The sequence below is a fragment of the Deferribacter thermophilus genome (assembly GCF_049472675.1).
GTDB classification, from domain to species: domain Bacteria; phylum Chrysiogenota; class Deferribacteres; order Deferribacterales; family Deferribacteraceae; genus Deferribacter; species Deferribacter thermophilus.
Genome location: NZ_JAPNXM010000010.1, coordinates 51746 through 76107, shown reverse-complemented (window position 1 = coordinate 76107; position 24362 = coordinate 51746). Strand labels below are relative to the sequence as shown.

Genomic DNA, 24362 nt, shown 5'->3' with positions numbered 1-24362 from the left:
ATATATGCGATATTATTGAGAGGAGTAGCTTATGATGAAAATTATTCTGGTAAAATATTAACTAATATTTAAAAAAAACTTGACATTTAACATAGAACATTGCGAGGCAATGAAAGTTGCCGAAGCAATCTCAAAACTACCTTGTTAGTAAAAACATAATTTATTGTGCAACAGCCTCAACCACCAAATTTTAGCATACAAATATAAAATGTCTACTTCAAGTTTATTTTTTAACTTTAAACACCCTCGCAAAAGGGAAATTATTGTAAACTTCTTCAAATAATTTTTTATCATATTTTCCCAACAAATACATTTGATTAAAGTTTGATTTATAAAAATTATCATCAGATAAAATAATGTATATAACTGTATTACCTTTTAACAAAAGCTCCACATTATATCCTGTATTAAAAGGATACTTTTTAGTTGATACCAATTTTCCATTCTTAGCGATATCAAACATTTTCACAGGAATTTTCCCATTGATTAAGCCATTTTTAGTGTCAATACTATTTCCATCGCATTCAAATACACCTTTTACAACCTTTTGACAGCTTAAAGGAGCAACAACAACTTCTTGTGATGTTTTAGTGTTAAAATTATAAGATCCAATAAAATTGTATGCAGGAAATTTTGAAATCATATCCATAGTAAATAATACATAATTGTTACCTTTTGGTAGCCCCTCATAGCTATCTACATATTTGACAATATCTGGAGCAGATTTGTTATCATCAATCATCTCTTTTATCTCATTCATGCCGTTATTATCAAAATATGAAATATATTTATAAAGCTTATTCTGATTGTCCGTAATTAAGCTTTTTGCAATAAAATAAGTTTTTGGTGAGCCTTGTGAACCACCATCATGATAAACTGGGAATCCTACAATATCCTCAATGGCATAACCATAATCCCACCAAGACCATATTGCACCTTTTTCAAGCTTCTTATTCATATCAATAAAAGATTTTATAATCCCTGGATTTATTGAAGGCTTTGGCACATATTCCTTAGCTGTAAGCTTGCCAAGTCCCACACATAGTAGCACAACAATTGCAACAGCAATCAAATTTATATTTAATGGCTTTATCTTTTTAAAATTTTTCTCAGCATACTCCACCGCATAATCTATTATCATCCCAATGCCAGCACCAGCAAAAGGAGCTAAAAACATCACAAACCTATTTGAGCTTTTAAAAGCAAGCAAACCCAGTAAAAATAGTGGAACTATAGCCAAAAATTTACGCCACTTTAAAGCAGCAAAAATAACAAATATGATTAATCCTAATATTGATAAATATGGAGAATTTATTATATACTCTAAAACCTCTTTTATCGGCTTATGCTGAGCTTCAGTAATCGTTTGTAAAATATTTGGAAAACCAATCACATTCTCCTTTGATACAGTAAAATAGTTAATTATAAAACCAAATAAATTAAAAATTCCATAAAATAAGTATAATGGATTGCTAAAAAGGACAAACAAGCCTGCACTTTTTAAAATTACTTTTATAGGTTTCTTCTCCAAAAATAAAACAACTAATAAAACACCAAAATATATTAAAGTAAAGCCAGGGTGAAAATACCACCAATAGAAAAATAGCATAGAAAGCCCACTTAATGCAGAAAATAAATAAACCTTTTTAGTATCTTCATTTTTTGCTGAAAAAAATATAAATAAAGATGCTAAAACTGGGAAAAATATATTTAATAAATCAGTATCAACTCTACCCATTGAACTTCTAACAAAATACATATAACTAAAAGTCCCAATAAAACTACCTAAAATTCCACCAAAAGGGAAACCAGCATAATAAAAATAAAGTGAAAAAGGGATTATAAAAAGTGAGGCCAAAATAGGAATCAAGAAAAGTCCCGCATAATAATAGTTGTTATTTGTAAAGCTCGATAACTTAGCTATCAAAAAACTTAGAAATGGTACTGGTCTTGGTTTTTCAGTTTCATCTGGATAATATCTCAATGTATCATTATCAGTTTTATAATATAATCCGTTATCATACTCTTTGGCATATCTAAGCCAGTAATAAGCATCAAGAGTTGTCATAGCAGGATAGTTTTCAACAAAATAAATACTCCTTTGCTCTTTCCATTTGTTATACTGCTCAAACCTAACATAAGCCGAATAAACAAAAACACCTATCATCAACAAAAAAACTATTATAAATTTACCTTTCTTATCCATAACAACCTCACAATTTATAAAATAATAAGTTTTAACGTTTCAACGTTCTAACGTTTTAACGTTCCAACGTTTCCCTATTCCAGTTCTTCGATTTCCGTCTCCCAATTCCCGAATCACGGTTTACTTTCTAACATTCCAACGTTCTAACGTTTCTACATTTTAACGTGTTAACGTTTCAAAATTATTATTAAATAGTTTACTCTTTCTTTTCTTTTTCTAATATTTCAATTATATTCTTTTTAAGAAAAATTAAATCCTTTTTAAGTGTTTCTTTTATAACTTCAACTTCTATTCCAAAATATTCATGAATTAATATATCCCTCATACCCGCAATCTCTCTCCAAGGAACATTAGGATATTTGTATCTTATTTCTTCACCAACCTTTTTAGCAGCCTCTCCAATAATTTCAAAACATCTAATAACAGCAAACAAAGTTTTCTCATCTTTTTCCAAACAATCAATATTAGTATCTGAAGTAAAGATTTCTATTTTTTCTATGGCATCTTTAATATCAATTTAATAATCAAGATAAAGTCTTTCTTTTTTCATATTAATATAGCTTCTTTGAGTATTCTTTCACCAATAACTGGTTTTAAAGACTGCTTCATAACAAGATCTACTCTGACACCTAAATAATCAGATAAAAAAAATTTTAATCTCAAAAATTGTATCAAAGTAGGTGTTTTATAAAATTCTACTAGGATATCAAGGTCACTACTTTCATCTTGTTCGCCTCTGACATAAGACCCAAATAATGCAATATTCTTTATGAAATACTCTTTTTCTAAAAAACTACGTATTTTCTGTAATTTTTTTACAATTTCTTCCATAAATTTTTCTACCTTTTTTATAATTAAAACTTATATTTTAATAATTAACTCAATTTACATAATAATCAAGCCTGTTTTACGATATATTTAGCTCCACTCGCAATACAAAACGTTTTAACGCTTTAACGTTCCATTTCTGCACTTTTCTAGTTTCACAAATTACTATCACAATTTTTCGCTAATATTTTATCAAATGTCAAAATAGCTCCATTTTTTTGTTTGGATTTCAAGCATAATACCCAATCAAGTAAACTTACTTTAGGGTAATTTAAAACATAATCAATTGCATTTAATAATATTTCCTTTTCTTTTCCAATAAATCCTTTATACAACAATAGTTTCTTTAAACTAATTAACGCTTCTTCTTTGGGAACATTGTAAAAGCTAACTAATACGTAATAGGTCTCCAGTAAAACTTCTGATAAAATGTAACCTTTAATTTTTCCTGTTTTCAACAATGAAAAAGTTTCTTTAATTTCATTAAATTGTTCAGGTTTATCTTTCAATAAATATCTTAAAATAACATTGGTATCAAGAAATATAACTTTTTTCATTTATACTTTTCACCTATCTTTTCCCATGCTGTCTGTCTTTCCTCCTCAAAAGATACCCCTTTCTTGGCATATTTAGAAAGTAAGCCAGCTACATCTTCAATAGGTTCAATTTTAATTATATCGTCTTCTACTTTAAACTTTATAATATCAGTGCCAAGTAAATCTCTAATTTTTTTTGGAATCGTAATTTGTCCTTTACTGCTTATTTTTCCAATTACTTCTATACTCATAACAAGTCTCCCTCTCATTGCTTTACTAAATAAAATAAGCTTTATTTTGAAGAGAGTCAATAGACAACCAATTTACTGTTACAATAAGTACTAACAAAATGTTTTCGACCAAAAACTCAGTACTCTCTCAATACTCAATACTTAGCAATTAAAACTTTGAGCTATTCAACTGTTAACGTTTACCTATTCCCGTTCTTCGATTTCTGTCTACCGATTCCCGAATCATGCTTCACAATTCACGTTTTACAAATCACGGTTTACTTTCTAACATTCTTACGTTCTAACGTTTCTACATTTTAACGTTTTAACGTTCTAACATTCTAACTTTTCCCACTCAAAAGAAACAATATTTCGGTCTTCCCTGCTAAATTCTATAGCTATCAAATAAATCTCACAATATTTACTCTGATATTTCTCAAAATACCTCTTCTCTTTTATCTGATTTAACCCCTTATTTTCTGCACCATCATCTACAACCTTAAACTCTATTACATATACCCTACCTTCCCATATCACAGTCAAATCTATCCTGCCCAAATTGGTTGTATCCTCAGCTATCACATATAATCCTGCTCCATTAAAAAGTGCATAAATCACTGAAGCATAAAAGCCCTCATACTCTTCTAATTCATTCTTTCTATACCAATCATGAGGAATTGATGCAAAAAAACTATACAATATATCTTTTATTTTACTCACATCATTTGCCTGTAATGCCCTAATTAAACCTATCTCTGCCCTATCTTTCATAGCTGGGCTAGGGGTCAAATAAGTCAAAAATGCATCATTAAAACTCTTTTTTACTTCTAAGTTTGGATAGTTTAATACATATACATTTTCATTGCCTATTCGTAAAAACTCCTTGATTGTCAAATAACCAGCTTGAAACAGCAAATTTTCTGGATAAATATAATCTATATCAAGATTTGACAACAGTTGCTCTCCAACCTCCAACCCTTCAAGTTGTGGTAAATAATATCTATGTCTTTGAAACATCTTTATTAAAAATGTTGGTGTTCCCGTCTCAAACCAATAAGGCCTAAAGCTCTTTTTATCAAACAAAAGTAAAATATCAAATGGATTATAAACACTTTCTCCAAGCCAGCTATAACCATTATACCACTCTCTAACCTCATCTTTATTAAAATCTTTGAGCCTATCAGCAAATACATTCTCTAAGTCTAACTGAGTGTAACCACAAATTGTTGAAAACCTTTTATCCAAAGTAATATCATTTAATTGGTTCAACCCACTGAATATTGACACTTTTGAAAATCTTGATACCCCAGTCAAAAATACGAGCTTTAAATAAGGATCAGCATCTTTTAATACTGAATAAAAATCTTTCAATACCTCCCTATTCTCCCTTGCTACATCAATATCATCTATCCTATCCAATATCGGTTTATCATACTCATCAACCAATACAACCACTTTTTCATTGTACTTTGCTGCAAGTTTCTCTATCAACTCTTTAAACTTCAAGCTAATTAAATTTTCATTTAATACAGTATCATAGTCTCTTGAAATCTTATCTAAATAATAATTTATTAATTTAATCAATTTATCAGAACTATCAACAACCCCACTTCCAAAACTTATCTTTATTATAGGGTACTTCCTATTCCAATCCCAGTTGTCATAAAGATAAAGACCTTTAAACAGCCTTCTGTTACCACTAAAAGCTTCTTTTAGTGTATCAAGAAAAAGGGATTTACCAAACCTACGTGGACGACTCAGGAAAAAATACTTACCCGATTCAGCCAACTTCTTAACAAAATGCGTTTTATCTACATAATAATAATTTTCTGTTCTGATTTCCTTAAAACTCTGTATCCCTATCGGTAACTTCTTCATATAAATATCACCTCACTCACCACTACACTACTTTACAACTCACTTTATCAATTATACCCTACATCCCCAAATTTGCAAATAAATAATCCGTTGTACGTTATTCGAAATCCGATATACTATTTTCGATTAACGGTTCCCGTTTAGGGTTCTAGGTTCTACGTTTCACGTTTGCACGTTTATACGTTTTAGCGTTCACACGTTTCTAGGTTCACGGCATTTTAACGTTTACAAGTTTTAACGTTTTAAAATAACCATTGCAATTTTTCAGTATAATTGTTAAAATTTTGTTGCTTTTTTAAATATGATTTAGGAGTGGCCATGGAAGAAAAAAATAAACAACAAATCATACCTGTGCAATATGTACCAATACATACATACGAAGAAGATGAAATTGACCTTAAAGAACTTATAAGAACTATTTTAAAACACAAATATTTCATACTAATATTTACATTAGCAATAACTTCTTTGGCGGCTATTTATGCTTATTTTAAAAAACCAATTTATGAAATAAAGTCTAATATACAAGTTGGATATATTAGTAATAGTAATAGTAATAGTAAAATATATCTCATAGAACCAAATGCTTTGCAACTGTACATAAAGGGCAATTTTGATAATTCTGAAGATGAAAATGACAAATACCCTCAAGTAGATGTTGAGATAATCAAGAAAACAAATGACTTACTTGGACTTAAAATAAGAGATTTTTCAAATGAGGCAGCATTAGACTACCTCAACAAAATACTCGATTCTGTAAAAAAAGAGGAAGATAAAAAACTTACTTCCTATACCGAGAATATTAAATCTCAAATAGACATATTGGAAACTCAATTGACAGAAACAAAAAAACAATTAACAGCTCTTGAGATTCAGCTTAAATCGACTAAAGACCCATTAATTTATCAAACAATAGCAAATAATATCAAAGAATACCAAGACAAATTATTAAGGACAAAGCTTAATATAGTCCAACTGAACTCACAAATTTCTCCACTAAATATAACAAGAACAAGCACCTTAGGTAAAGTATTAACTTATGAAGAACCTATAAAACCGAAAAAAAAGCTTATCATTGTCGTAGCTTTAGTCACAGGGTTTTTCTTGTCGATTTTCATGGTATTCTTTATGGAGTTTGTGAGAAGTTTCAAAGAAGAATAGGCTTGTGATAAGTGATAAGTGATAAGTGATAAGTGATTTCACTTTTTATTAAGTTTGCCAACAAGCTATATTCGTGATCTGTGATTCGGGTTACGGTTCTCGGTTCACGATTCCCGGCACTTTAACGCTTCAACGTTTTTATCATCCTCCCAAACTTAAACCTTACAATACTCCTATACAGCCAGACATAAAACCAGCAGAAAAGGACAGTAAATATGACCAAAATTGTGGTATTTTGCCAGAACATTACGGCGGGGATAGTTCCAAACGAACAAATAAGCCAGAGAAAAGGGGATGTGGCAGAATTGCGCATAAGTTTTTCACTGCGATGAATATCAAAAACAAAAGGAACAACTCTTTTATAAATTAACATGTGAAAATGTAAACCGTCAGGTTGAAAAGGTGATCTACCTTTGAGATGCTTTTTCCTATAAAATGAAAATAATACCTCGAATACCGGGTAAATTACCGTCAAGAGTGGAAACCATGGTGACACTTGAGGATGATTTTTAACAAGCATTACAGATAAAACAGCAATAGTAAACCCTATGAAATAGGCTCCACCATCACCCAAAAATATTTTACCAAAAGGGTAATTCCAAATAAAAAAGCCAGCAATACCACCTATCATTATAAATGATACAGTATAAATAAACTGATCATTTACTTTAAACCCCACATAAGCTATAGCCAAAAAAATTATCATTGATACAACTGATGCAAGCCCATTATACCCATCAATTATATTGATAGCATTAGCAACACCTGCTACACCTATAATTGTAAAAATAACAGCAATAACTTTAATATGAAAAATATTGTCAACATAAGGTATCCCGATTCTCGTCAAATAAACATCTAATAAAAAATATACCAATAATCCCGATAAAATAGCTGCCAATAATCTAATTTTTGGCGCTACTTTTCTTGTGATATCCTCTAATAATCCAAACAAAAAAATAGGTAATGAAGATATAAAAAAATATAAATATATACTATTCTTTTTGAATACCATCAAATACAAAACCGCCACAGCAAAAGCCACAAAAACCCCCACTCCACCAACTCTTGGCGTCGGCCTATCATGAAACTTCTGCGGCCCATCAAAATGATCCTCACCAACTCTAAAAACTTTTCCAAAAAACAATATTACTATGAAACAACCAATTAATGAAATAAAGAAGCTTGCAAATAAAAATTTAATCATTTAGCACCTTTATATAGCATTTACGTTAGTTTGATTCCAGATTTTTATATCTTTAGGGCATAAATTTATATGAATTTAAATTTTAATAGTCATTATTAAAATGTTCCAGTTTACTTAAAGCTATTTTATTTATTTTATCCCTTTCATCATCTTTTAACCAACCCCATTTATTAAAATATTTTATCGAACTATCTATATGATAACGTAAAAGTTTTAGATTTTTATATGATCCTTTTCCATATTCATGATATATATGAACATAAGGATAATAAATTGTTTTAGATACTTTGTGTATTCTGCGCGATAAATCTGTATCTTCTAAATACATAAAAAACCTTTCATCAAACAATCCTATTTTTACCAGAACTTTAGTCCTTATAAACATGAAACAACCAGAAAGGTATGGAACTTCCATTATATTATCATATCCAGTAAACCTCAATTCATAAATTTCGTTTCTTTTTTCTATAAATTTTTTAAATGGACCAAAATTTAAAAATCTTCTACCAAATAAGTCAAAAGGAGTAGGAAGTAATTTACATAAATATTGTAAGCTACCATCAGGATACAAAACCTTAGGCATTACTAAACCAACATCTGGATTTTTTTCCATAAAGTTATATAGCTCCTCTAATATGCCTTCTTCAAAATATACATCTGGATTTAAAACAAGATGATAGGAAATATTTTCATTTACTGATTTTCTAAGTGCAATATTGTGTCCTTTTCCAAAACCGAGATTGGTGTTGTTGAAAATATATGTAATTCTTTTATCAAGTTTTGATAATTCTCTTAATTCATCTGTTGGAGAGTTGTCTATGAGGTAGATTTTATTCAATTTAACTGTTTTAAGCTTAATTATAACTTTTTTTATTTGATCAGCTGAATTGCAATACAACACTATTGATAAGTTTATCATTTTATATTTCTCAACATTAAGTGTTTTTTAAAATAATTTCTTTATAAAATCTGATATCATACGTCTTAAATGTTTACTCAATGAAAAACATACTAAAAATGGAAAAAAAATAAGCAACTTCTTATTGATACTCACAATTTTTTTGTAAGTTTTAAGTTCCCCTTTTCGCATAGACCATTTATTACCACTTAAACCACCAAAACTCAAAAGAGGCCTACCTATCTTTACTAAAGGTATATCAAGATAATAGAAATCTGTTTTTAAAGCAATCCTTAGCCATAACTCATGATCTTCATTATGTGTAATTCTTTCATCAAAAAATTCGATATATTTTCTTTCAATTACAATACTAGATGTTACAGAAAAGTTTTTAAGTAACAGTTTATAAAATGATATTTTAACTGGGGGTTTTATTTTAAATTTATCATCAAAATTTTCTTTAATAGTATAAGCATGACCTAAAAATTTTATAGGATATTTTTCTAAAAGTTCTAAAATAATTTCTAATTTTTGCGGATGCCATTGATCGTCACTATCAAGAAAGGCTATATATTCACCATTTGATTCTCTAATTCCCATATTCCTTGCACTAGATACCCCTCCATTAGTTTTATTTAATAGTTTAATTAATCTATTTGTTTTATTATTCAAAATTATTTTTTCTACTAATTTTTCAGACCCATCAGTCGAACCATCATTTATAACAATAATTTCAAGAATCTCATTGTATGTTTGATTAATTACTGATTGAATTGAATTTTCAATTGTTTTTTTTGAATTATACATTGGTATTATAACTGAAAATTTCATTTTAAACCCTCATAAAAAAAATAATTTTTGTAAGGAATTAAGTTTGAATTTCCTTCTGTGGTGGAATCTACAAATAAACTATTAAATAGCATTATAAAATAGTAGAAAATAAATAACATTAAAAAAACAATTTTTAAGCTATTATATTTAAATGAATATATTAATTTTGGCACCAAAAATATTTGAAATATAACAAAATAATAGATTAATCTTGTTATCGGAGTGTAATTTGAAAATATATTTAACAGAATAATTCCGAAAAAAAGTAAGTTTAACATTATATTATCTTGAAAATTTTTAATAAAATTTTTCTTAAATATTATAAAAAAACAAAAAAATATGTTATACACAAAGATTTTGATGATATTAACTTCTTGAACCCATTCTTTATAATATACATATCGACCCATCAATGGAAGCACTTCAATTATTTTGTTTCCAAGACTTAATTGACTGATGAAAATAGTTCCAAATAAAATTAAAAAATAAAAAGAGATTGAATATGATTTTTTTAGAAATTTTGAAAATAAAATCAAAAAAATAAAAGGTACAATTGCAGAATAATGAAATAATATACTAATCAAAGAAAATAAAATAAATTTTAAGTAATTTTGCCTATATATATAATAATAAAACGCAAGTAATAAGATTGATTCCGCTATACCTTGTCTAATTATAGAAAAAGTATTCAAATATAACCCTGGAATTAAAAGATAAATTAAAAAGCTTGTTTTTAAATATTTGGTATACTTTTTTATAGCATAAAATATTATAATTATCGTAAAGAAAGAATAAATAAAAAACATAAATTGAGAATTTGAAGTAAAGTAATTTAAAATAAACAAACTTAATTTAAATAAAAATTCTATTGATAAATCTTTATAATTATAAAAATAGCTTTGATAATTATAAAAGTCATAACCCGTCAAATATCTTGTACCTGAAATTAATATAATCCAAAAAATACAAAAATATAAAAATAACTTCTTATTACGTGTAATATAATCTAAAAATAATAGAAATGCAATTGAGATATAATATAAAAAGTAAAAAATCATTGGAATTTACTCAAAAGATATTTTTTAAAGAGAGATAACCTAGAAATAAAATTTCCAAATATATAATATTTTATCAAATCATAAATATATAATGTATCAACTATTTTAAACAAATTATATTTCTTTCTTACAATATGCTTTTCATAAATATGTTTCTTATTGTAATTATAACTTAAACCACCTATTCTAAAATTAGCTAAAACTGTATTTATTTTATAAAACTTAATACCATGTAGATAAAATCTTAACATAAGTTCCCAATCTGCAACGATTTTATAATTTATATCAAAAAAACCGTTCTCCAAGTAGATTTTTCTACTTACAAACACAGTAGGGTGATTTATTATCATACCTTTTTTTATTTTTTTTAAATTTCTATATGGCCTTAATATAAAAAATTTATTTTCATCTTTTATTAGATTCATATCACCATGCAAGATGCCTATTTTTTGTGAAATACTCATGTAAGCATGATAAATTAAATTTAAGGCATTAAAACTATACCAATCATCAGAATTAATAATTCCTATAATATTACCCATGGCAAGAGTAATCCCCTTATTCATCGCATCGTAAATTCCATTATCTTTCTCACTCACCCAATAATCAATGTAATCTTCATATTTTTTTATTATATCCAGCGTTCCGTCTGTTGATCCTCCGTCAATGATTATATATTCTACATTGGGATAAGTTTGATTAATTACGCTCTGGATGGTTTCTTCAAGGTATTTTTCGCCATTAAGGACGACGGTTATTACAGTAATAAGCGGAAGCTTATTCAATAGTGAATAGTGATTAGTGAATGGTGAATTGTGATCTTTGAATGTGGAAATATTTCCATCACCATCACAGTTCACTCGCAAATTAGTTTGAGATGTCGAATTTGTATCAACTGCTCCTGAGGATTGAGTGTTTGATGATAAACTATTAATATACTGACTTATTTGCTTCTGTATTTCTTCTGGTGCTGGCATAATAGGATTGCCGTCAAGGTCTGCAATCCACCATCTTCCCTTGCTCCCATTTCCACTGTCACCCACACAGTCACCATCACTATCACCACACCACACATAACTAAACTTAAAATAACCTCTTGTCCTTAATCCACCTTCAGCTTTTCTCCCTTCACCTTCTGGAAGAAAAAGCATAGTTTGAAACTTATCCTCTGGGTTGCCAATAAATTTTGAATGTTTGATTTTCATTGCTGGATGGTTGATTTTAAATTTATACTCTCCTTTTATTTTCCCTTTTTCATCTAAATATTCATCATCTATTAGTTTATAACGAAATCTTGTGGTTGAGTGATTAGGGTGAATAGTGATTGGTGATTGGTGATTAGTGACTGGTGACTGGTGATTGGTAGTCGGTAATTGGTGATTGGTTTTATTTTGCATTTCTATCCTTTAAATGTTTTATTAATCCATTTAGCATTTTTTTAATTTTTTCAATTTTATTTAATAAATAATCTAACTCATTCTCATTAATAAAATTTAGTTCTTTTGCAATAATTAATTGAGTTTCAACTTCACTTGTTGAGCCTAAGCTAATATATAAAAATTGGATAAATTCTTTAATTGTTTGCCTACTAGCTCCTTCAGCTATATTGCTCGTAATTGAAATTGAAGCTCTTTTAATTTGAGATGTTAATCCAAATAATTCTTCTTTAGGGAAAAGTTTAGTTATTTCATAAATATCTTTTACTAACTCTATAGAAAGCTTCCAAACATCTAAATCCATATGTGTTTTCATATTCGATCCAGTATCACAATCTACGATTTACACCTAACAATTCACGAATTACGATTCACAAATTACGATTCACTAATCACTAATCACTTTCTCATATAGCTCAATATATTTCTTCGCAACCACTTTGCTATCAAACTCTCTTAAAACCTTTTCTCGTGCATTTTTACAAAGCTCATCATAATTTTGATAATTTAAAACCCAATCAATCCCATATGCCAAATCATCTGTATCAAATGGTTTGGCTAAATAGCCATTTTGTTTATGCTCTATCATATCGCAATTACCACCTACATCAAAAGCAACTACTGGAGTAGCGCAAGCTAAACTTTCCATAATAGCATTTGATAAGTTTTCTTGTAAAATTAACCCTATCACGATAAAAATCTGTTTTTTGCCCAAGTTTTAGTAATTCTTCCAAACCATATATTTGGCTTTAAAATCCTAACTAACTCACTATATATTAAACCTATTCTATCTTGAAGAGAGATACTATTTTTAACGTCAAGCTCTTCTATCTCTCTTAATATCTCCTGCTTGTTATATCCTTGTATATTAAAAACACTTTCATCTAAGCTCTGAATGTACTTCTTGATATATTTTTTTCTAAATTTTGTATTAAAAGTATATTTCCATTTATCAAGCGATTTTGTATCTATTCTTTTATATTCCTTTATACCTGTTGGATCACCTAAACGACCTTTTGTATCTTGTGCAACAAAATTACTCAACATATTTTCATCAAATTCTATCTCAAGATATTCACATATTTCCTCTATATATTTTTTGGGATCTATTACAAATTTTTCATATTGAATCGCATAAGATTTATCTTTAAGAAGTTTATATCCCTCGCTTAAAGCCTGTGGACCATAATATAAATCCCTTTCAAAATTATACATCTGATTAAGTTTACCACTGCACCATGTTTGAATAATAGAACTCATCACATGAACAGGATTCCTAAATAAAAATATAAATTTAGCGTCTGGAAATACTTTTGCTATTTGAGGTATTATAAAGTAATATCTTGGTGTTTTATCTAAAAAATATTTTTCATTATTTTTGCATTGATTTTCATAAAGATTTTCAGCAAAATGTCTAAGAGCTTTATAATAGTCATCTTCTTTGTTTGGTAAATTATTTATAAAATCTTCAAAAGCAACATAAGAAACTTTATGAGAATATTCTGTTAAAATTCCTTCTTTTTTAAAGGTATAGATAAAAGGAAGCATAAGCCATGGTTCTGCAACAGATGCTATTTCATTGTGTGACATTAATATCCTTTGTAACAATGTTGAACCACTTCTAGGTAAAGAAAAAAGGAAAATTATATTTTTCATTCTAAATACCCTATATAATATTTATTTAATATAACTTTAGATTAAATCATTCTAAATATTTCTATTAATCTTTAAATGGGAATCAAAACTAGTTTAATATCATATTCGAAATAGCTCCTATTAACACTACATTTTGATGAAATTTTTGATGTCCTGTCATTTGCAAAATATACCCAACACTCCCAGCAGCTGCATTTACAAACTGTCCAATTGTTAATATCATCAATGCTATTGCCCCTACTTTAAACTCCTCTCCAAATATCCCAAGAATTGGCTTTGGAAAAATTAAAAAAAATAATAATATCGGAAAGGAAGTCCAAAATATTAACTTTGTTGACTGCTGTGCTACTTTTGCAAGTCCTTTTATATCCCCTTTTCCCCAAAACTCTGCAAATTTAGGGATAAAAATTTTAAGCGTAGACATAAAAGAAAAAATCAGTAAAAAGCTTATATAATTTTTCATTTCAATTTAAAAAACCGGTCTATATATAAATAGAAAATTAAATCTTCTTTTAATAAAAATTACCATCGCCATATTCCAGAAAATCATACTAATTCCAGAAGCAATAGCTGCACCATTTATACCATATTTTGGTATCAATACATACCCCAATGCAACATTTATAATACAAGACATCATAATCACAATACTTACAAACCTCTCATTTCCAGTCATATTCAAAAAATACCCAACTGAGCCACAAATTGCATTTACAAATTGTCCCACAACTAATACTAATAGCGGCGTATAAGAATTTATAAATTCTTTTCCAAAAAAATTCAATAAAATAAACTTACCAAAAACAACTAACCCAATCAAAATTGGAGCAGTACTCCAAAATATGAGTTTTGTTGATTTCCTCACAACTTGGAATAATTCATCCATTTCTCCACTATGATAAAGCTCAGAAAACTTTGGAGCTATCATAGAATTAATTGCTGTTAAAACAAAACTTGTTAATGTTGCAAGTTTTACTGCTATAGCATAATAACCAATCTCTGATTCACTACGAAACATACCAAGTAGTAACACACCTGCTTGATTATTTATATAGCTCATTGATGTAGTTAAGAACATGGGAAAAGAAATGGTAAGGAGATATTTTAGTTTAATATCAGGCTTATTATAATTGTAAAATTTTGGATTTTGAATTTTGGATTTTGGATTTTGGGTGTTGAGTGTTGGGTTATTAATTTTAGATTTTGAATTTTGAATTCTGAATTTAAACTCAGAAATAAACAATCCTGCCAAAGCAGTAACGGTAAATGCGATAAGTAAAGAATAAACTGGATTATATTTGTGGTAAAAAAATATTGTGAGTATACTTAAAATAATTAAATTTGATAATGAAGGAGTAAGTTGTAGAAAGGCAAAACCTTTTATCAGCTTCAACCCTCTTGCCACAGCCATATAATACTCATACAAAGCTCTAAACGGGATAAAAAATGATGCAAGAACAAAAAATGTTAAATATTGTGGTTTTTTAAATATCTTTACAGATATAAAATGAGAATTAAGGAAAATAATAACTGTAATAAAAATAGATAAAAATAAGATAAAATACAGTACTTTTCTATATACTTTATACGCTACAAAAGAAGAGTATTTTTTTGTATATTCTGGTATAAATCTTAATATAGAAACTTGAGTACCCATAAGGACAAATATAACCACAATCATTAAAAATGAATTTATAAGTTCTGTTACACCTAAAACATCTGCACCATAAAATCTTGCAATAATAACCTGCAAACCAAGGGCAAAAACCGCAGCAAATCCGCGGGCTAAAAATGTAAAAATGCTCCCCTTTAACACTTCGCCGAAATGCTTATCTTTTAAATTATTTTTTATTTTTTCAGTAAGATTCATATTTTTACTTAATTTAAATTTTTATTGTAGTAATCAACACACGACAAACCAGGGGTTTAATAGGTCTTTTTTGTTATATTTTAAAGGTGTTAATACCAGATGCTGGGTATTAGGTGTTGGGTGTTGGGTGTTGGATTTTGGATTATTAACAATTATAGAACATAAGTCGTTGAACTTTGAGTTGTTATATTCGTATGTCATTCTTCCAGATTTTCTAACAACTGCATCTGCTGCTGCAGTATCCCACTCCATAGTAGGAGCTAATCTTGGGTAGATATCAGCCTTGCCTTCTGCAACCATGCAAAGTTTTAGGCTACTACCCTTACTAATAAAATTAATTTTGGATTGTGGATTTTGGATTGTGGATGACAATTTATCTATAAAATCTTTTGTTTCGTCGTTTAGGTGGGATTTACTGGCGACGATGGTAAAAATTGGGTGTTGGGTTTTGGGTTTTAGGTGCAGGGTGGGGAGTTTGTAAATTTTATCTTTTTCCAGTTTGTATGCATTTTGGTCATCGGTAAAATACATTGTATCAATTGCTGGTGCGTATACTACGCCAAAAATTGGCTCATTATTGTGAATTAATGCAATATTTATTGTAAACTCACCATTTTTCTTGATAAACTCTTTTGTACCATCAAGGGGATCTACCATCCAGAAATATTCCCAATCTTTTCTAACTTCAAAAGGGATATCTTTCCCCTCTTCGCTCAAAATCGGTATTGTGGCGGAGTAGTGAAGTTGTGGAGTAGTGGAGTTGTTGAATTGCAAAGTTTCGTGACTATACGACTCTACTGCTAAACTACTCACCTTCTCTAAACCATCACAAATGATTTCATGTGAAACCTTGTCTGCTTCTGTCAAAGGTGATTTGTCATCTTTATAATTTATACTAAAATCTTTTTCATAGATTTTCATTACTTCTTTGCCGGCTTCTAAAGCAATTTTTAAAATATCATTAATATTAAAACTATAATCCCCAATGTTCAACTCTTTTTTATACATTTAAAAACCCTTTCTCCTTTAGATAATTAATAACTTTTTCTACAGACTCATTTATATTTTCATCTAATGTTTTTATGTGTATATCTGGTGATACTGGAGCCTCATATGGAGAATCAAGTCCAGTAAAATTTTTTATTTCACCATTAAGTGCCTTTTTATACAACCCTTTTGGATCTCTTTTTGCACACTCTTCAAAGGGGGTATCAACAAAAATCTCAATAAACCGTTCTTTACCAACTATATCTTTTGCCTGCTCTCTATCCTTTATAAATGGTGAAATAAAAGCTGTAAGGACTATTATCCCAGCATCGACAAACAATTTTGATACTTCTGCTATTCTTCTTATATTTTCACTTCTATCCTCTTCAGAAAATCCAAGATCCTTATTTAAATCATGCCTAATATTATCACCATCTAATAAATAAGTGTGAAAACTTAATTGATTTAACTTATACTCCACTTCATTGGCAATTGTACTTTTGCCGCTACCTGACAGGCCTGTAAACCAGAGTACACAACCCATTTGCTTTTTTATTTTCTCTCTGTCTAATCTTGAAACCTTGTGAGGGTGTATAACAATATTTTTATCCATATTTAACCTGTTATTCAATCTCTTCTATCGGTTTACATCCCCACTCTGGGAAATGTTCTCTAATAAATTTATTAAGAGCCTTCTCGGCTTCACTGTAAATGCGACTATTTTTTTTCTTTGTAGACTCTCCAACTATTATTCCTGCAGCCGATGTAAAGTGTGTAACTTTATCTACTAAAATAAAAGAGCCTGTCGTTTTATTTTCTTCATACATGTCAAAAGCAATTTTTTCGGACAAATCTATCTGTACTCTTGCGATATCGTTTAAAGTTAAAGTATTTACTCCAATCTTTTCCCATGTATTTATATCTTTTTTAAACAAAATTTTGCTAATTACAGCATTTGTTTCCTTTGTATAAATCTTAAGCGTATATTCCCTATTAGTTAGTTTACTTTCATCCATCCATACAATAAAAGCCTCGAAAGAGTCAGTAAAATTAGGCTCTTTCCCTCCAGATTTTATTAGTAAATCACCCCTGCTTATATCCACTTCATTTTCTGTTTGTAAAGTAACAGCCATCGGGGAGTAAGCAAAGTTTACTTGTTCTATGTTCAATGTTCTATGTTCTATGTTCTCTTTATAATTATCTTTTTCTAAACCTTGAACGTTGAACCTTGAACTTTGAGCTTCTTTATAATCTGGTAAAATTATATTTTTAACTTTTGTTTTTACGCGTGATGGGTAGACTATTATTTCATCACCAATACTTATTTTTCCACTTACAATTGTGCCACAATAACCTCTAAAGTCCAAATTTGGACGGTTAACAAATTGAACAGGCATTCTAAATGGTGACATGTGAGTAGTGAATAGTGAAGAGACATTTTTCTGCTCACCATTCACTTTTTCACTATTCACTGAGATATTATCAAGATACTCAAGAAGTGTTTGTCCCTCATACCAATCCATTTTTTTTGAACGGGTTACTACATTATCACCTTTCAATGCACTGATAGGGATAAAATATATATTTGGTTTATAGTTTTTATATGGAAGTGAATAAATTAATTTGTCAAACATACTAAGATAATCTTGCTTTATATTATTATAAACTTCTTCAGAATAATCTACAAGATCCATCTTATTTATTGTTACGACTATATTTCTTATACCTAATAGAGAAACAATGAAAGAATGTCTTCTCGTCTGCGTAAGCACACCATTTCTTGCATCTATCAAAATAACTGCTATATCTGCATTTGAAGCACCGGTGGCCATATTTCTTGTATACTGCTCATGACCAGGGGTATCTGCTATTATAAACTTCCTTTTATCCGTAGAAAAATATCTATAAGCCACATCGATAGTTATCCCCTGCTCCCTTTCAGCCTGAAGACCATCAACAAGCAGCGAAAAATCAATCTCATCTTCTGTCCGTTTATATTTTGCTTCAGCTCTCAAAGCCATAAGATGATCTTCAAAAACCATTTTTGACTCATACAAAAGTCTCCCTATTAAAGTACTCTTACCATCATCCACACTACCGCAAGTGATAAAACGCAAAAGCTCCTTGTTTTCATGCCTTTTTAAATATTCGAGTATATCACTTTCGATTAACGATTTTGAATTTTGGATTTTGGATTTTGAATTACTCACATTTACTCTCCGTTAAAGTTTTAATTATTTTTGTTAATACACTAATAATTGAATTTATTTCTGTTATCAAAATATCTTTATCTGAATAGTTATCTAAATATCCAGAATCCGTTAAGATTCTTAACCAATAATATGTCTCCCTTGCTTCTTTACTTGCAATACTAAGTTTACTCAAGAAATCTTTTCTGGATTGTGCAGCCTGAGCTTCTTCTACATTTGCTCCAATTGATGTACCACTTTTTAAAATCTGTTTTGATAATACATATTCCTTCTTTTCATATTTTAGAAATTTATAAAGATCAATAATTTTCAATGCAAAACTATATGTTTTATTTTTAATTAAATTTTCTTCTTTCACTTTTCAATCCAAAATCTATCATCTAAAATCATATCATAATTTATACTTTATCATTTACAATTCATAATTCAAAATTTATAATTTAAAATCTTTTAAAAATATCCCTCTATCTTCTTCCTTTCCATACTACCCACTTGGTCAAAATCAATAAGTCTACCCTGTCTCTCTGAATATTTTGCCACCAACATCTCTTGAATTATTTCTGGTAATGAGGTGGCTTTTGATTCAATCGCACCGGTTAGAGGATAACAGCCTAATGTTCTAAATCGTACCCATTTCATTTCTGCTTTTTTTCTCAATTCTTCTGGCATCCTGTCATCATCAACTAAAATCAACGCCCCTTCATATTCCACCACAGGTCTTTCCTTTGCAAAATAAAGCGGTACAACTGGAATATTCTCAAGATAAATATAAAGCCATATGTCAAGCTCAGTCCAATTTGATAATGGAAATACTCTGATACTCTCACCCTTATTTTTCTTCAGATTATACACATTCCACAGCTCAGGACGTTGATTCTTAGGATCCCATCTATGATTTTTATCCCTGAAAGAGAATATTCTTTCCTTCGCCCTTGATTTTTCCTCGTCTCTTCTCGCACCACCAAATATAACGTCAAATTTATATTTATTTAAAGCCTGTTTTAATGCCTCTGTTTTCATAATATCAGTATGAACTTTACTACCATGAGTAAAAGGATTAACCCCTCTTTTGATCCCTTCTTCATTTACATACACTATCAGATCTAATCCTAACTCTTTTGCTCTTCTATCTCTAAACTCGATCATATCCCTAAACTTCCATGTAGTATCAACATGCATTAAAGGAAATGGTGGCCTGGCAGGATAAAAAGCCTTCATAGCTAAATGTAGCATTACCGAAGAATCCTTACCAATAGAATATAGCATCACAGGATTTTCAGCTTCTGCTATTGCTTCTCTTATTATATGTATACTTTCGTATTCAAGTAGCTTTAGATGGGTGAGTCTTTCTTTAATCATATTAACCTCATTTATTAGTGTTAAGTGTTAAATGTTAAGTTTTAAGAGCTAAGTATTAAGTGCTAAGTTCGAAATCCTTTCTTTTTAATACTTAGAACTTAGTACTTAGCACTTAATGCTATTTTATCAACTTCTTTATCACATAATCATAAACCATATCAGCAAGCTCATCTGGTGAATATTTAGTTGTATCTAGTATGATTTCGGGGCTTTCAGGCTCTTCATATTTTTCATGGATACCTGTTAAATTTTTAATTTCACCTTTTTCAGCTTTTTTATACACACCCTTGTAGTCCCTTTTTTTGCATTCTTCAATATTTGCTTTAACGTAAATCTCTATAAAGTTTTTTGTATTATTTCTTACATACTCTCTTATGTCAATATAAGGTGATACAAAGGACGCAATCACAGATATAGAGTTTGACTGTAAAGTTTTTACTAAAAATGCAACCCTTTTAAGGTGACGAATTCTTTCTTCTTTGCTAAATCCGACTTCTGGTATCATTTCCCTAATATCTTTACTGTCCAATCTCTGAAGTAATAAATGATCATATTTTACTAGTTTTTCGTAGACCTTATCTGCGATAGTAGATTTTCCAGATAAAGGGAGGCCAGTAAACCATAATACAAAAGGATCAACTCTCTTCTTACCAAATTTAATTTTTTCCCATATTCTCTCATGAACAAAGTAAATACCTATTTTTATTACGGTCTCTGTCACACCAGCGGCAATTGCTAAGTCTAATCTTCCAAAAAATACAAACACAATTAAAGTCGTTGTTAAGGAAGCAAAAACTCTCCATGAAATTGCTTTTAATAGCGAACGTTTTTTAGTTTCAATGAACATTTTTAAACCTTTCTTAGTTGCTAATTAATTAAACTTATATAGCAAGTTAGGATGTCGCATACAGTGGGCAATCTATTTAATAAAGAATTTTTATTGTTTAATTTTGAATTAGCCATTTGATAAATACCACTCATACACCCTTCTTATCCCATCTTTTAGTTCAATAGTATGTCGCCAGCCTAAGCTATTTAACTTATTTACATCTGTTACCTTCCTCATAGTTCCATCTGGTTTATCTGTATTGAAATAAAATTCTCCTTTAAAACCTACAATATCTTTGATTAAATAGGCAAGTTCTTTGATTGAGATATCTTTGCCGGTGCCAATATTCAAATGAGTGTTTCTAACTTCGTATGAAAACTCATTTGAAAATTTTGAATGTTGAATGTTGAATTTTGAATTATTTTGTTCAACTATATCTTTAAAATCTATTTCTTCCATCAAAAATACACAAGCATCTGCCATGTCGTCAACATGGAGGAATTCGCGCATTGGTTTACCGCTACCCCAGATTTCTATAGAAACAGAATGTAGCGGGTAGTGAGTAGTGGGAATACTACTTTCTACTTGCTCCTTACTACTTGCTAATTTCTGCTTGCTACTTGCTACTTGCTGTATTTTTATTCCATATTTCTCTAAAATAGCTAATATTTCTTCCTTTGTTGCGCTTCCATCAATACCTTCAATAGGATTTTTATTTAAGTCTTTTCTTATAGCTTCCCAGTTATCTTCTTCCAGACATTTTCCCAGATGCATTTTTCTTATTAATGCCGGTAAAACATGTGATTTTTCTAAATCAAAATTATCATTTGGACCATATAGATTTGTTGGCATAACTGAGATAAAATTTGTACCATATTGAAGGTTAAAGCTCTCACACATTTTTATACCTGCAATCTTGGCAATGGCATAAGGCTCATTGGTATATTCCAAAGGACCAGTTAATAGATATTCCTCTTTTATAGGTTGTGGACAATTTTTAGGATAAATACAAGTGCTCCCCAAGAACAGTAGTTTTTTAACACCATATTTATAGGCGTTATAAATTACATTATTTTGTATCTGAAGGTTTTCATAAATAAAATCTGCCCTGTAAGTATTGTTTGCAATTATTCCACCGACTTTGGCAGCAGCGAGAAATACGAACTCAGGCTTATGTTCTTCAAAGAATTCTCGTACCGCGACATTGTTTAATAAATCAATCTTATAATAGCGGATAGTAGGTAGCGAGTAGCTAGTAGAGAGTAGCGGGTAGCGGGTAGTGGGTAGTCTATGATTATATGTTCCTATTATATTTTTATATCCTTTTTCAATTAGCTTTCTTACGATTGCCGAACCTACAAGGCCAGAAGAACCAAAGACTACGATTTTGCTATCTTTGTTAAGCGAGTAGCGATTAGATGATAGCAAGTATCGGGTAGTGGGTAGTGAGGAATTAGGTTTATTGTTTTGTTTCATTATTTTTCCTTTCATAAGATTTTTTTAAGCCATTTAACATTTTTAATAATTCATTGCATTCTTTAATCCATAAAAATCCTTCATCTTTATCTATATATCCAATTTCCATTCCTATATAAATTTGTGTAATCAATTCTGCTAATGAGCCCCTTGCAATCTCAATAAATCTAATCGTTTCTTTATTTGATTCTTTTTCCACTCCTTCAGCAATATTACTAGGAATAGATAATGAACTTCTTGTAATTTGATCTTTAAATCCGTAATCTTTAAAATTTGCAAAATATTTGTAAATTTCAACACTTAATTTACAACTTCTTTTCCATACATCAAGATTTTCACACTTCATCTATCTTCTCTCTACCCACTACTTGCTACTCACTACCCGCTATCCGCTACTCGCTAATTGCTCTTCAAACCCCACAACTCCCCTGAATATCAAATCCATGCTGCTTCAACACTAGCTCTCTGTAGCTCTTTTCAAGGTCATATTTGAGCATATCATTAATTAAATCGTCGAGGGTTTTCTTTGGCTCCCAACCTAACTTTTCTTTGGCTTTAGTAGCATCGCCAAGGAGTATGTCAACCTCCGCAGGCCTGAAATATCTTGGGTCAACTTCAACAATTGGCTTGCCGATTAAATTTTTAATGTTTAATGTTAAATTTTGAATTATTTCTTCAGTAGCTCCTATTTTTTTCAACTCATCATTCAACATTTCTAATTCAACATTTGCCAAAATTCCTTTTTCATCGACTCCTTTACCTGTAAACTCTATCTTACAGCCCAATTTTTCACAACATTTCCTTACAAATTCCCTTACCTCAGTAGTCTTACCTGTTGCCAACACAAAGTCATCCGGCTCAGGCTGCTGTAGTATCAAATACATCCCCTTTACAAAATCTTCCGCATGCCCCCAGTCCCTTTTGGCATTAAGATTTCCAAGGTAAATCTTTTTATCAAGGCCAAGAAATATTCTGGATAGGCCACGGGTTATTTTTCTGGTAACAAAGGTCTCGCCCCTAACAGGTGATTCGTGATTAAACAAGATGCCATTACAGGCAAACATATTGTAAGATTCTCTATAATTTACTGTTATCCAGTAAGCATACATCTTGGCGACCCCATAAGGGCTACGGGGATAAAAAGGAGTCTTTTCTGTCTGAGGCATCTCCTGCACCTTTCCAAAAAGCTCTGAAGTAGAAGCCTGATATATTTTCACTTTTTCTGTAAAACCAAGCAGTCTAACAGCTTCAAGCACCCTCAAGGTACCCAGGGCATCTACCTGAGCAGTATACTCAGGTTGCTCAAAACTAACGTACACATGGGACTGAGCTGCTAAATTGTAAATCTCATCAGGCTTAACCTTCTGGATGATTGCTGTAATGTTTAAACTGTCTGTAAGATCACCATAATGGAGGTAAAAGTTGGTTTTTTCTTCATGAGGGTCTTGGTATAAATGGTCTATCCTTTCTGTATTAAAAAGAGAACTCCTTCTCTTTATGCCGTGGACTTCATACCCTTTTGAAAGTAAATATTCAGCCAAGTATGACCCATCTTGACCTGTAATACCTGTAATAAGTGCAACTTTTTTATTCATGTATGCCTCCAAAGGTAAGTTCTATGTTCTATGTTCAACGTTCCACGTTCTAACGTTATAACGCTGTAACGTTATAACGTTGTAACGTTTTAACGTTCCAACTTTCTAACT

26 protein-coding genes are annotated in these 24362 nt (G+C 30.0%); 1 reads left to right on the top strand and 25 read right to left on the bottom strand.

The features are described from left to right. Nucleotides 1–223: 223 nt before the first annotated feature. From OWM07_RS09265 to OWM07_RS09240, 6 genes are all read right to left on the bottom strand, one after another. Nucleotides 224–2206, bottom strand: coding sequence for a hypothetical protein (locus OWM07_RS09265; RefSeq protein WP_423303430.1), 1983 nt, complete (start codon nt 2204–2206; stop codon nt 224–226). A gap of 196 nt (nt 2207–2402) precedes the next feature. Continuing rightward, on the bottom strand, nt 2403–2705 hold the full coding sequence (locus OWM07_RS09260) for a HepT-like ribonuclease domain-containing protein (RefSeq protein ID WP_423303433.1): 303 nt from the start codon (nt 2703–2705) through the stop codon (nt 2403–2405). A gap of 47 nt (nt 2706–2752) precedes the next feature. Next, nucleotides 2753–3037 carry a nucleotidyltransferase family protein gene (locus OWM07_RS09255; RefSeq protein WP_423303429.1) on the bottom strand — a complete coding sequence of 95 codons (285 nt, stop codon included), beginning with the start codon at nt 3035–3037 and terminating at the stop codon, nt 2753–2755. A gap of 152 nt (nt 3038–3189) precedes the next feature. After that, nucleotides 3190–3591 carry a PIN domain-containing protein gene (locus OWM07_RS09250; protein ID WP_423303428.1) on the bottom strand — a complete coding sequence of 134 codons (402 nt, stop codon included), beginning with the start codon at nt 3589–3591 and terminating at the stop codon, nt 3190–3192. Continuing rightward, nucleotides 3588–3821: an AbrB/MazE/SpoVT family DNA-binding domain-containing protein gene (locus OWM07_RS09245; protein WP_423303427.1), complete on the bottom strand. Its 234-nt coding sequence runs from the start codon at nt 3819–3821 to the stop codon at nt 3588–3590. Before OWM07_RS09245 ends, OWM07_RS09250 begins: the two co-directional genes overlap by 4 nt. A 312-nt stretch (nt 3822–4133) precedes the next feature. Then, the gene (locus OWM07_RS09240; protein ID WP_423303426.1) at nt 4134–5678 is read right to left on the bottom strand and encodes an ATP-binding protein; all 1545 of its coding nucleotides are present in this window, start codon (nt 5676–5678) and stop codon (nt 4134–4136) included. 318 nt (nt 5679–5996) lie between these two features. Between OWM07_RS09240 and OWM07_RS09235 the strand changes: the two genes are divergently transcribed. After that, the gene (locus OWM07_RS09235) at nt 5997–6839 is read left to right on the top strand and encodes a Wzz/FepE/Etk N-terminal domain-containing protein (RefSeq protein WP_423303425.1); all 843 of its coding nucleotides are present in this window, start codon (nt 5997–5999) and stop codon (nt 6837–6839) included. 121 nt (nt 6840–6960) lie between these two features. Here the strand turns inward: OWM07_RS09235 and OWM07_RS09230 are convergent, their stop codons facing one another. The 19 genes from OWM07_RS09230 to gmd form a co-directional block, all read right to left on the bottom strand. Continuing rightward, nucleotides 6961–8046 carry an MraY family glycosyltransferase gene (locus OWM07_RS09230; protein WP_423303424.1) on the bottom strand — a complete coding sequence of 362 codons (1086 nt, stop codon included), beginning with the start codon at nt 8044–8046 and terminating at the stop codon, nt 6961–6963. An 82-nt stretch (nt 8047–8128) separates the two neighbouring features. Beyond that, nucleotides 8129–8965 carry a glycosyltransferase family 2 protein gene (locus OWM07_RS09225; RefSeq protein ID WP_423303423.1) on the bottom strand — a complete coding sequence of 279 codons (837 nt, stop codon included), beginning with the start codon at nt 8963–8965 and terminating at the stop codon, nt 8129–8131. A 27-nt stretch (nt 8966–8992) separates the two neighbouring features. Continuing rightward, nucleotides 8993–9775 carry a glycosyltransferase family 2 protein gene (locus OWM07_RS09220; protein WP_423303422.1) on the bottom strand — a complete coding sequence of 261 codons (783 nt, stop codon included), beginning with the start codon at nt 9773–9775 and terminating at the stop codon, nt 8993–8995. Then, nucleotides 9772–10833, bottom strand: coding sequence for an EpsG family protein (locus tag OWM07_RS09215; RefSeq protein ID WP_423303421.1), 1062 nt, complete (start codon nt 10831–10833; stop codon nt 9772–9774). The genes OWM07_RS09220 and OWM07_RS09215 overlap by 4 nt, the downstream gene beginning before the upstream one ends. Then, nucleotides 10830–12230, bottom strand: a complete 1401-nt coding sequence (locus OWM07_RS09210; protein ID WP_423303420.1) for a glycosyltransferase family 2 protein — start codon at nt 12228–12230, stop codon at nt 10830–10832. The genes OWM07_RS09215 and OWM07_RS09210 overlap by 4 nt, the downstream gene beginning before the upstream one ends. Next, entirely contained in the window at nt 12220–12585 is a 366-nt protein-coding gene (locus tag OWM07_RS09205; protein ID WP_423303419.1) for a four helix bundle protein, read from the bottom strand. The genes OWM07_RS09210 and OWM07_RS09205 overlap by 11 nt, the downstream gene beginning before the upstream one ends. 72 nt (nt 12586–12657) lie before the next feature. Then, complete coding sequence (locus tag OWM07_RS09200; protein WP_423303418.1) at nt 12658–12960, bottom strand: glycosyltransferase; 303 nt, start codon at nt 12958–12960, stop codon at nt 12658–12660. Continuing rightward, nucleotides 12957–13925: a sulfotransferase family protein gene (locus OWM07_RS09195; protein ID WP_423303417.1), complete on the bottom strand. Its 969-nt coding sequence runs from the start codon at nt 13923–13925 to the stop codon at nt 12957–12959. Before OWM07_RS09195 ends, OWM07_RS09200 begins: the two co-directional genes overlap by 4 nt. 88 nt (nt 13926–14013) lie before the next feature. Beyond that, entirely contained in the window at nt 14014–14388 is a 375-nt protein-coding gene (locus OWM07_RS09190; protein ID WP_423303416.1) for an MATE family efflux transporter, read from the bottom strand. Between the two features lie 6 nt (nt 14389–14394). Further along, on the bottom strand, nt 14395–15795 hold the full coding sequence (locus OWM07_RS09185; RefSeq protein WP_423303415.1) for a flippase: 1401 nt from the start codon (nt 15793–15795) through the stop codon (nt 14395–14397). Nucleotides 15796–15828: 33 nt separating this feature from the next. Then, a complete protein-coding gene (locus OWM07_RS09180) occupies nt 15829–16803 on the bottom strand; it encodes a 3'(2'),5'-bisphosphate nucleotidase CysQ family protein (RefSeq protein ID WP_423303414.1) in 975 nt (324 codons plus the stop codon). Beyond that, nucleotides 16796–17395, bottom strand: a complete 600-nt coding sequence (gene cysC / locus OWM07_RS09175; protein WP_423303413.1) for an adenylyl-sulfate kinase — start codon at nt 17393–17395, stop codon at nt 16796–16798. Before cysC (OWM07_RS09175) ends, OWM07_RS09180 begins: the two co-directional genes overlap by 8 nt. 10 nt (nt 17396–17405) lie before the next feature. Beyond that, nucleotides 17406–18971, bottom strand: a complete 1566-nt coding sequence (locus tag OWM07_RS09170; RefSeq protein WP_423303432.1) for a sulfate adenylyltransferase subunit 1 — start codon at nt 18969–18971, stop codon at nt 17406–17408. Nucleotides 18972–18984: 13 nt separating this feature from the next. Further along, nucleotides 18985–19350 (bottom strand): four helix bundle protein, encoded by a 366-nt coding sequence (locus OWM07_RS09165; RefSeq protein WP_423303412.1) that lies wholly within the window; start codon nt 19348–19350, stop codon nt 18985–18987. Nucleotides 19351–19442: 92 nt separating this feature from the next. Continuing rightward, on the bottom strand, nt 19443–20351 hold the full coding sequence (cysD, locus tag OWM07_RS09160) for a sulfate adenylyltransferase subunit CysD (RefSeq protein ID WP_423303411.1): 909 nt from the start codon (nt 20349–20351) through the stop codon (nt 19443–19445). Between the two features lie 118 nt (nt 20352–20469). Continuing rightward, nucleotides 20470–21198 (bottom strand): adenylyl-sulfate kinase, encoded by a 729-nt coding sequence (cysC, locus tag OWM07_RS09155; RefSeq protein ID WP_423303410.1) that lies wholly within the window; start codon nt 21196–21198, stop codon nt 20470–20472. Nucleotides 21199–21306: 108 nt separating this feature from the next. Continuing rightward, complete coding sequence (locus tag OWM07_RS09150) at nt 21307–22656, bottom strand: GDP-L-fucose synthase family protein (RefSeq protein ID WP_423303409.1); 1350 nt, start codon at nt 22654–22656, stop codon at nt 21307–21309. Further along, a complete protein-coding gene (locus OWM07_RS09145) occupies nt 22640–23002 on the bottom strand; it encodes a four helix bundle protein (protein WP_423303408.1) in 363 nt (120 codons plus the stop codon). Before OWM07_RS09145 ends, OWM07_RS09150 begins: the two co-directional genes overlap by 17 nt. Nucleotides 23003–23066: 64 nt before the next feature. Then, nucleotides 23067–24251, bottom strand: coding sequence for a GDP-mannose 4,6-dehydratase (gene gmd, locus OWM07_RS09140; protein ID WP_423303407.1), 1185 nt, complete (start codon nt 24249–24251; stop codon nt 23067–23069). Nucleotides 24252–24362 lie beyond the last annotated feature (111 nt).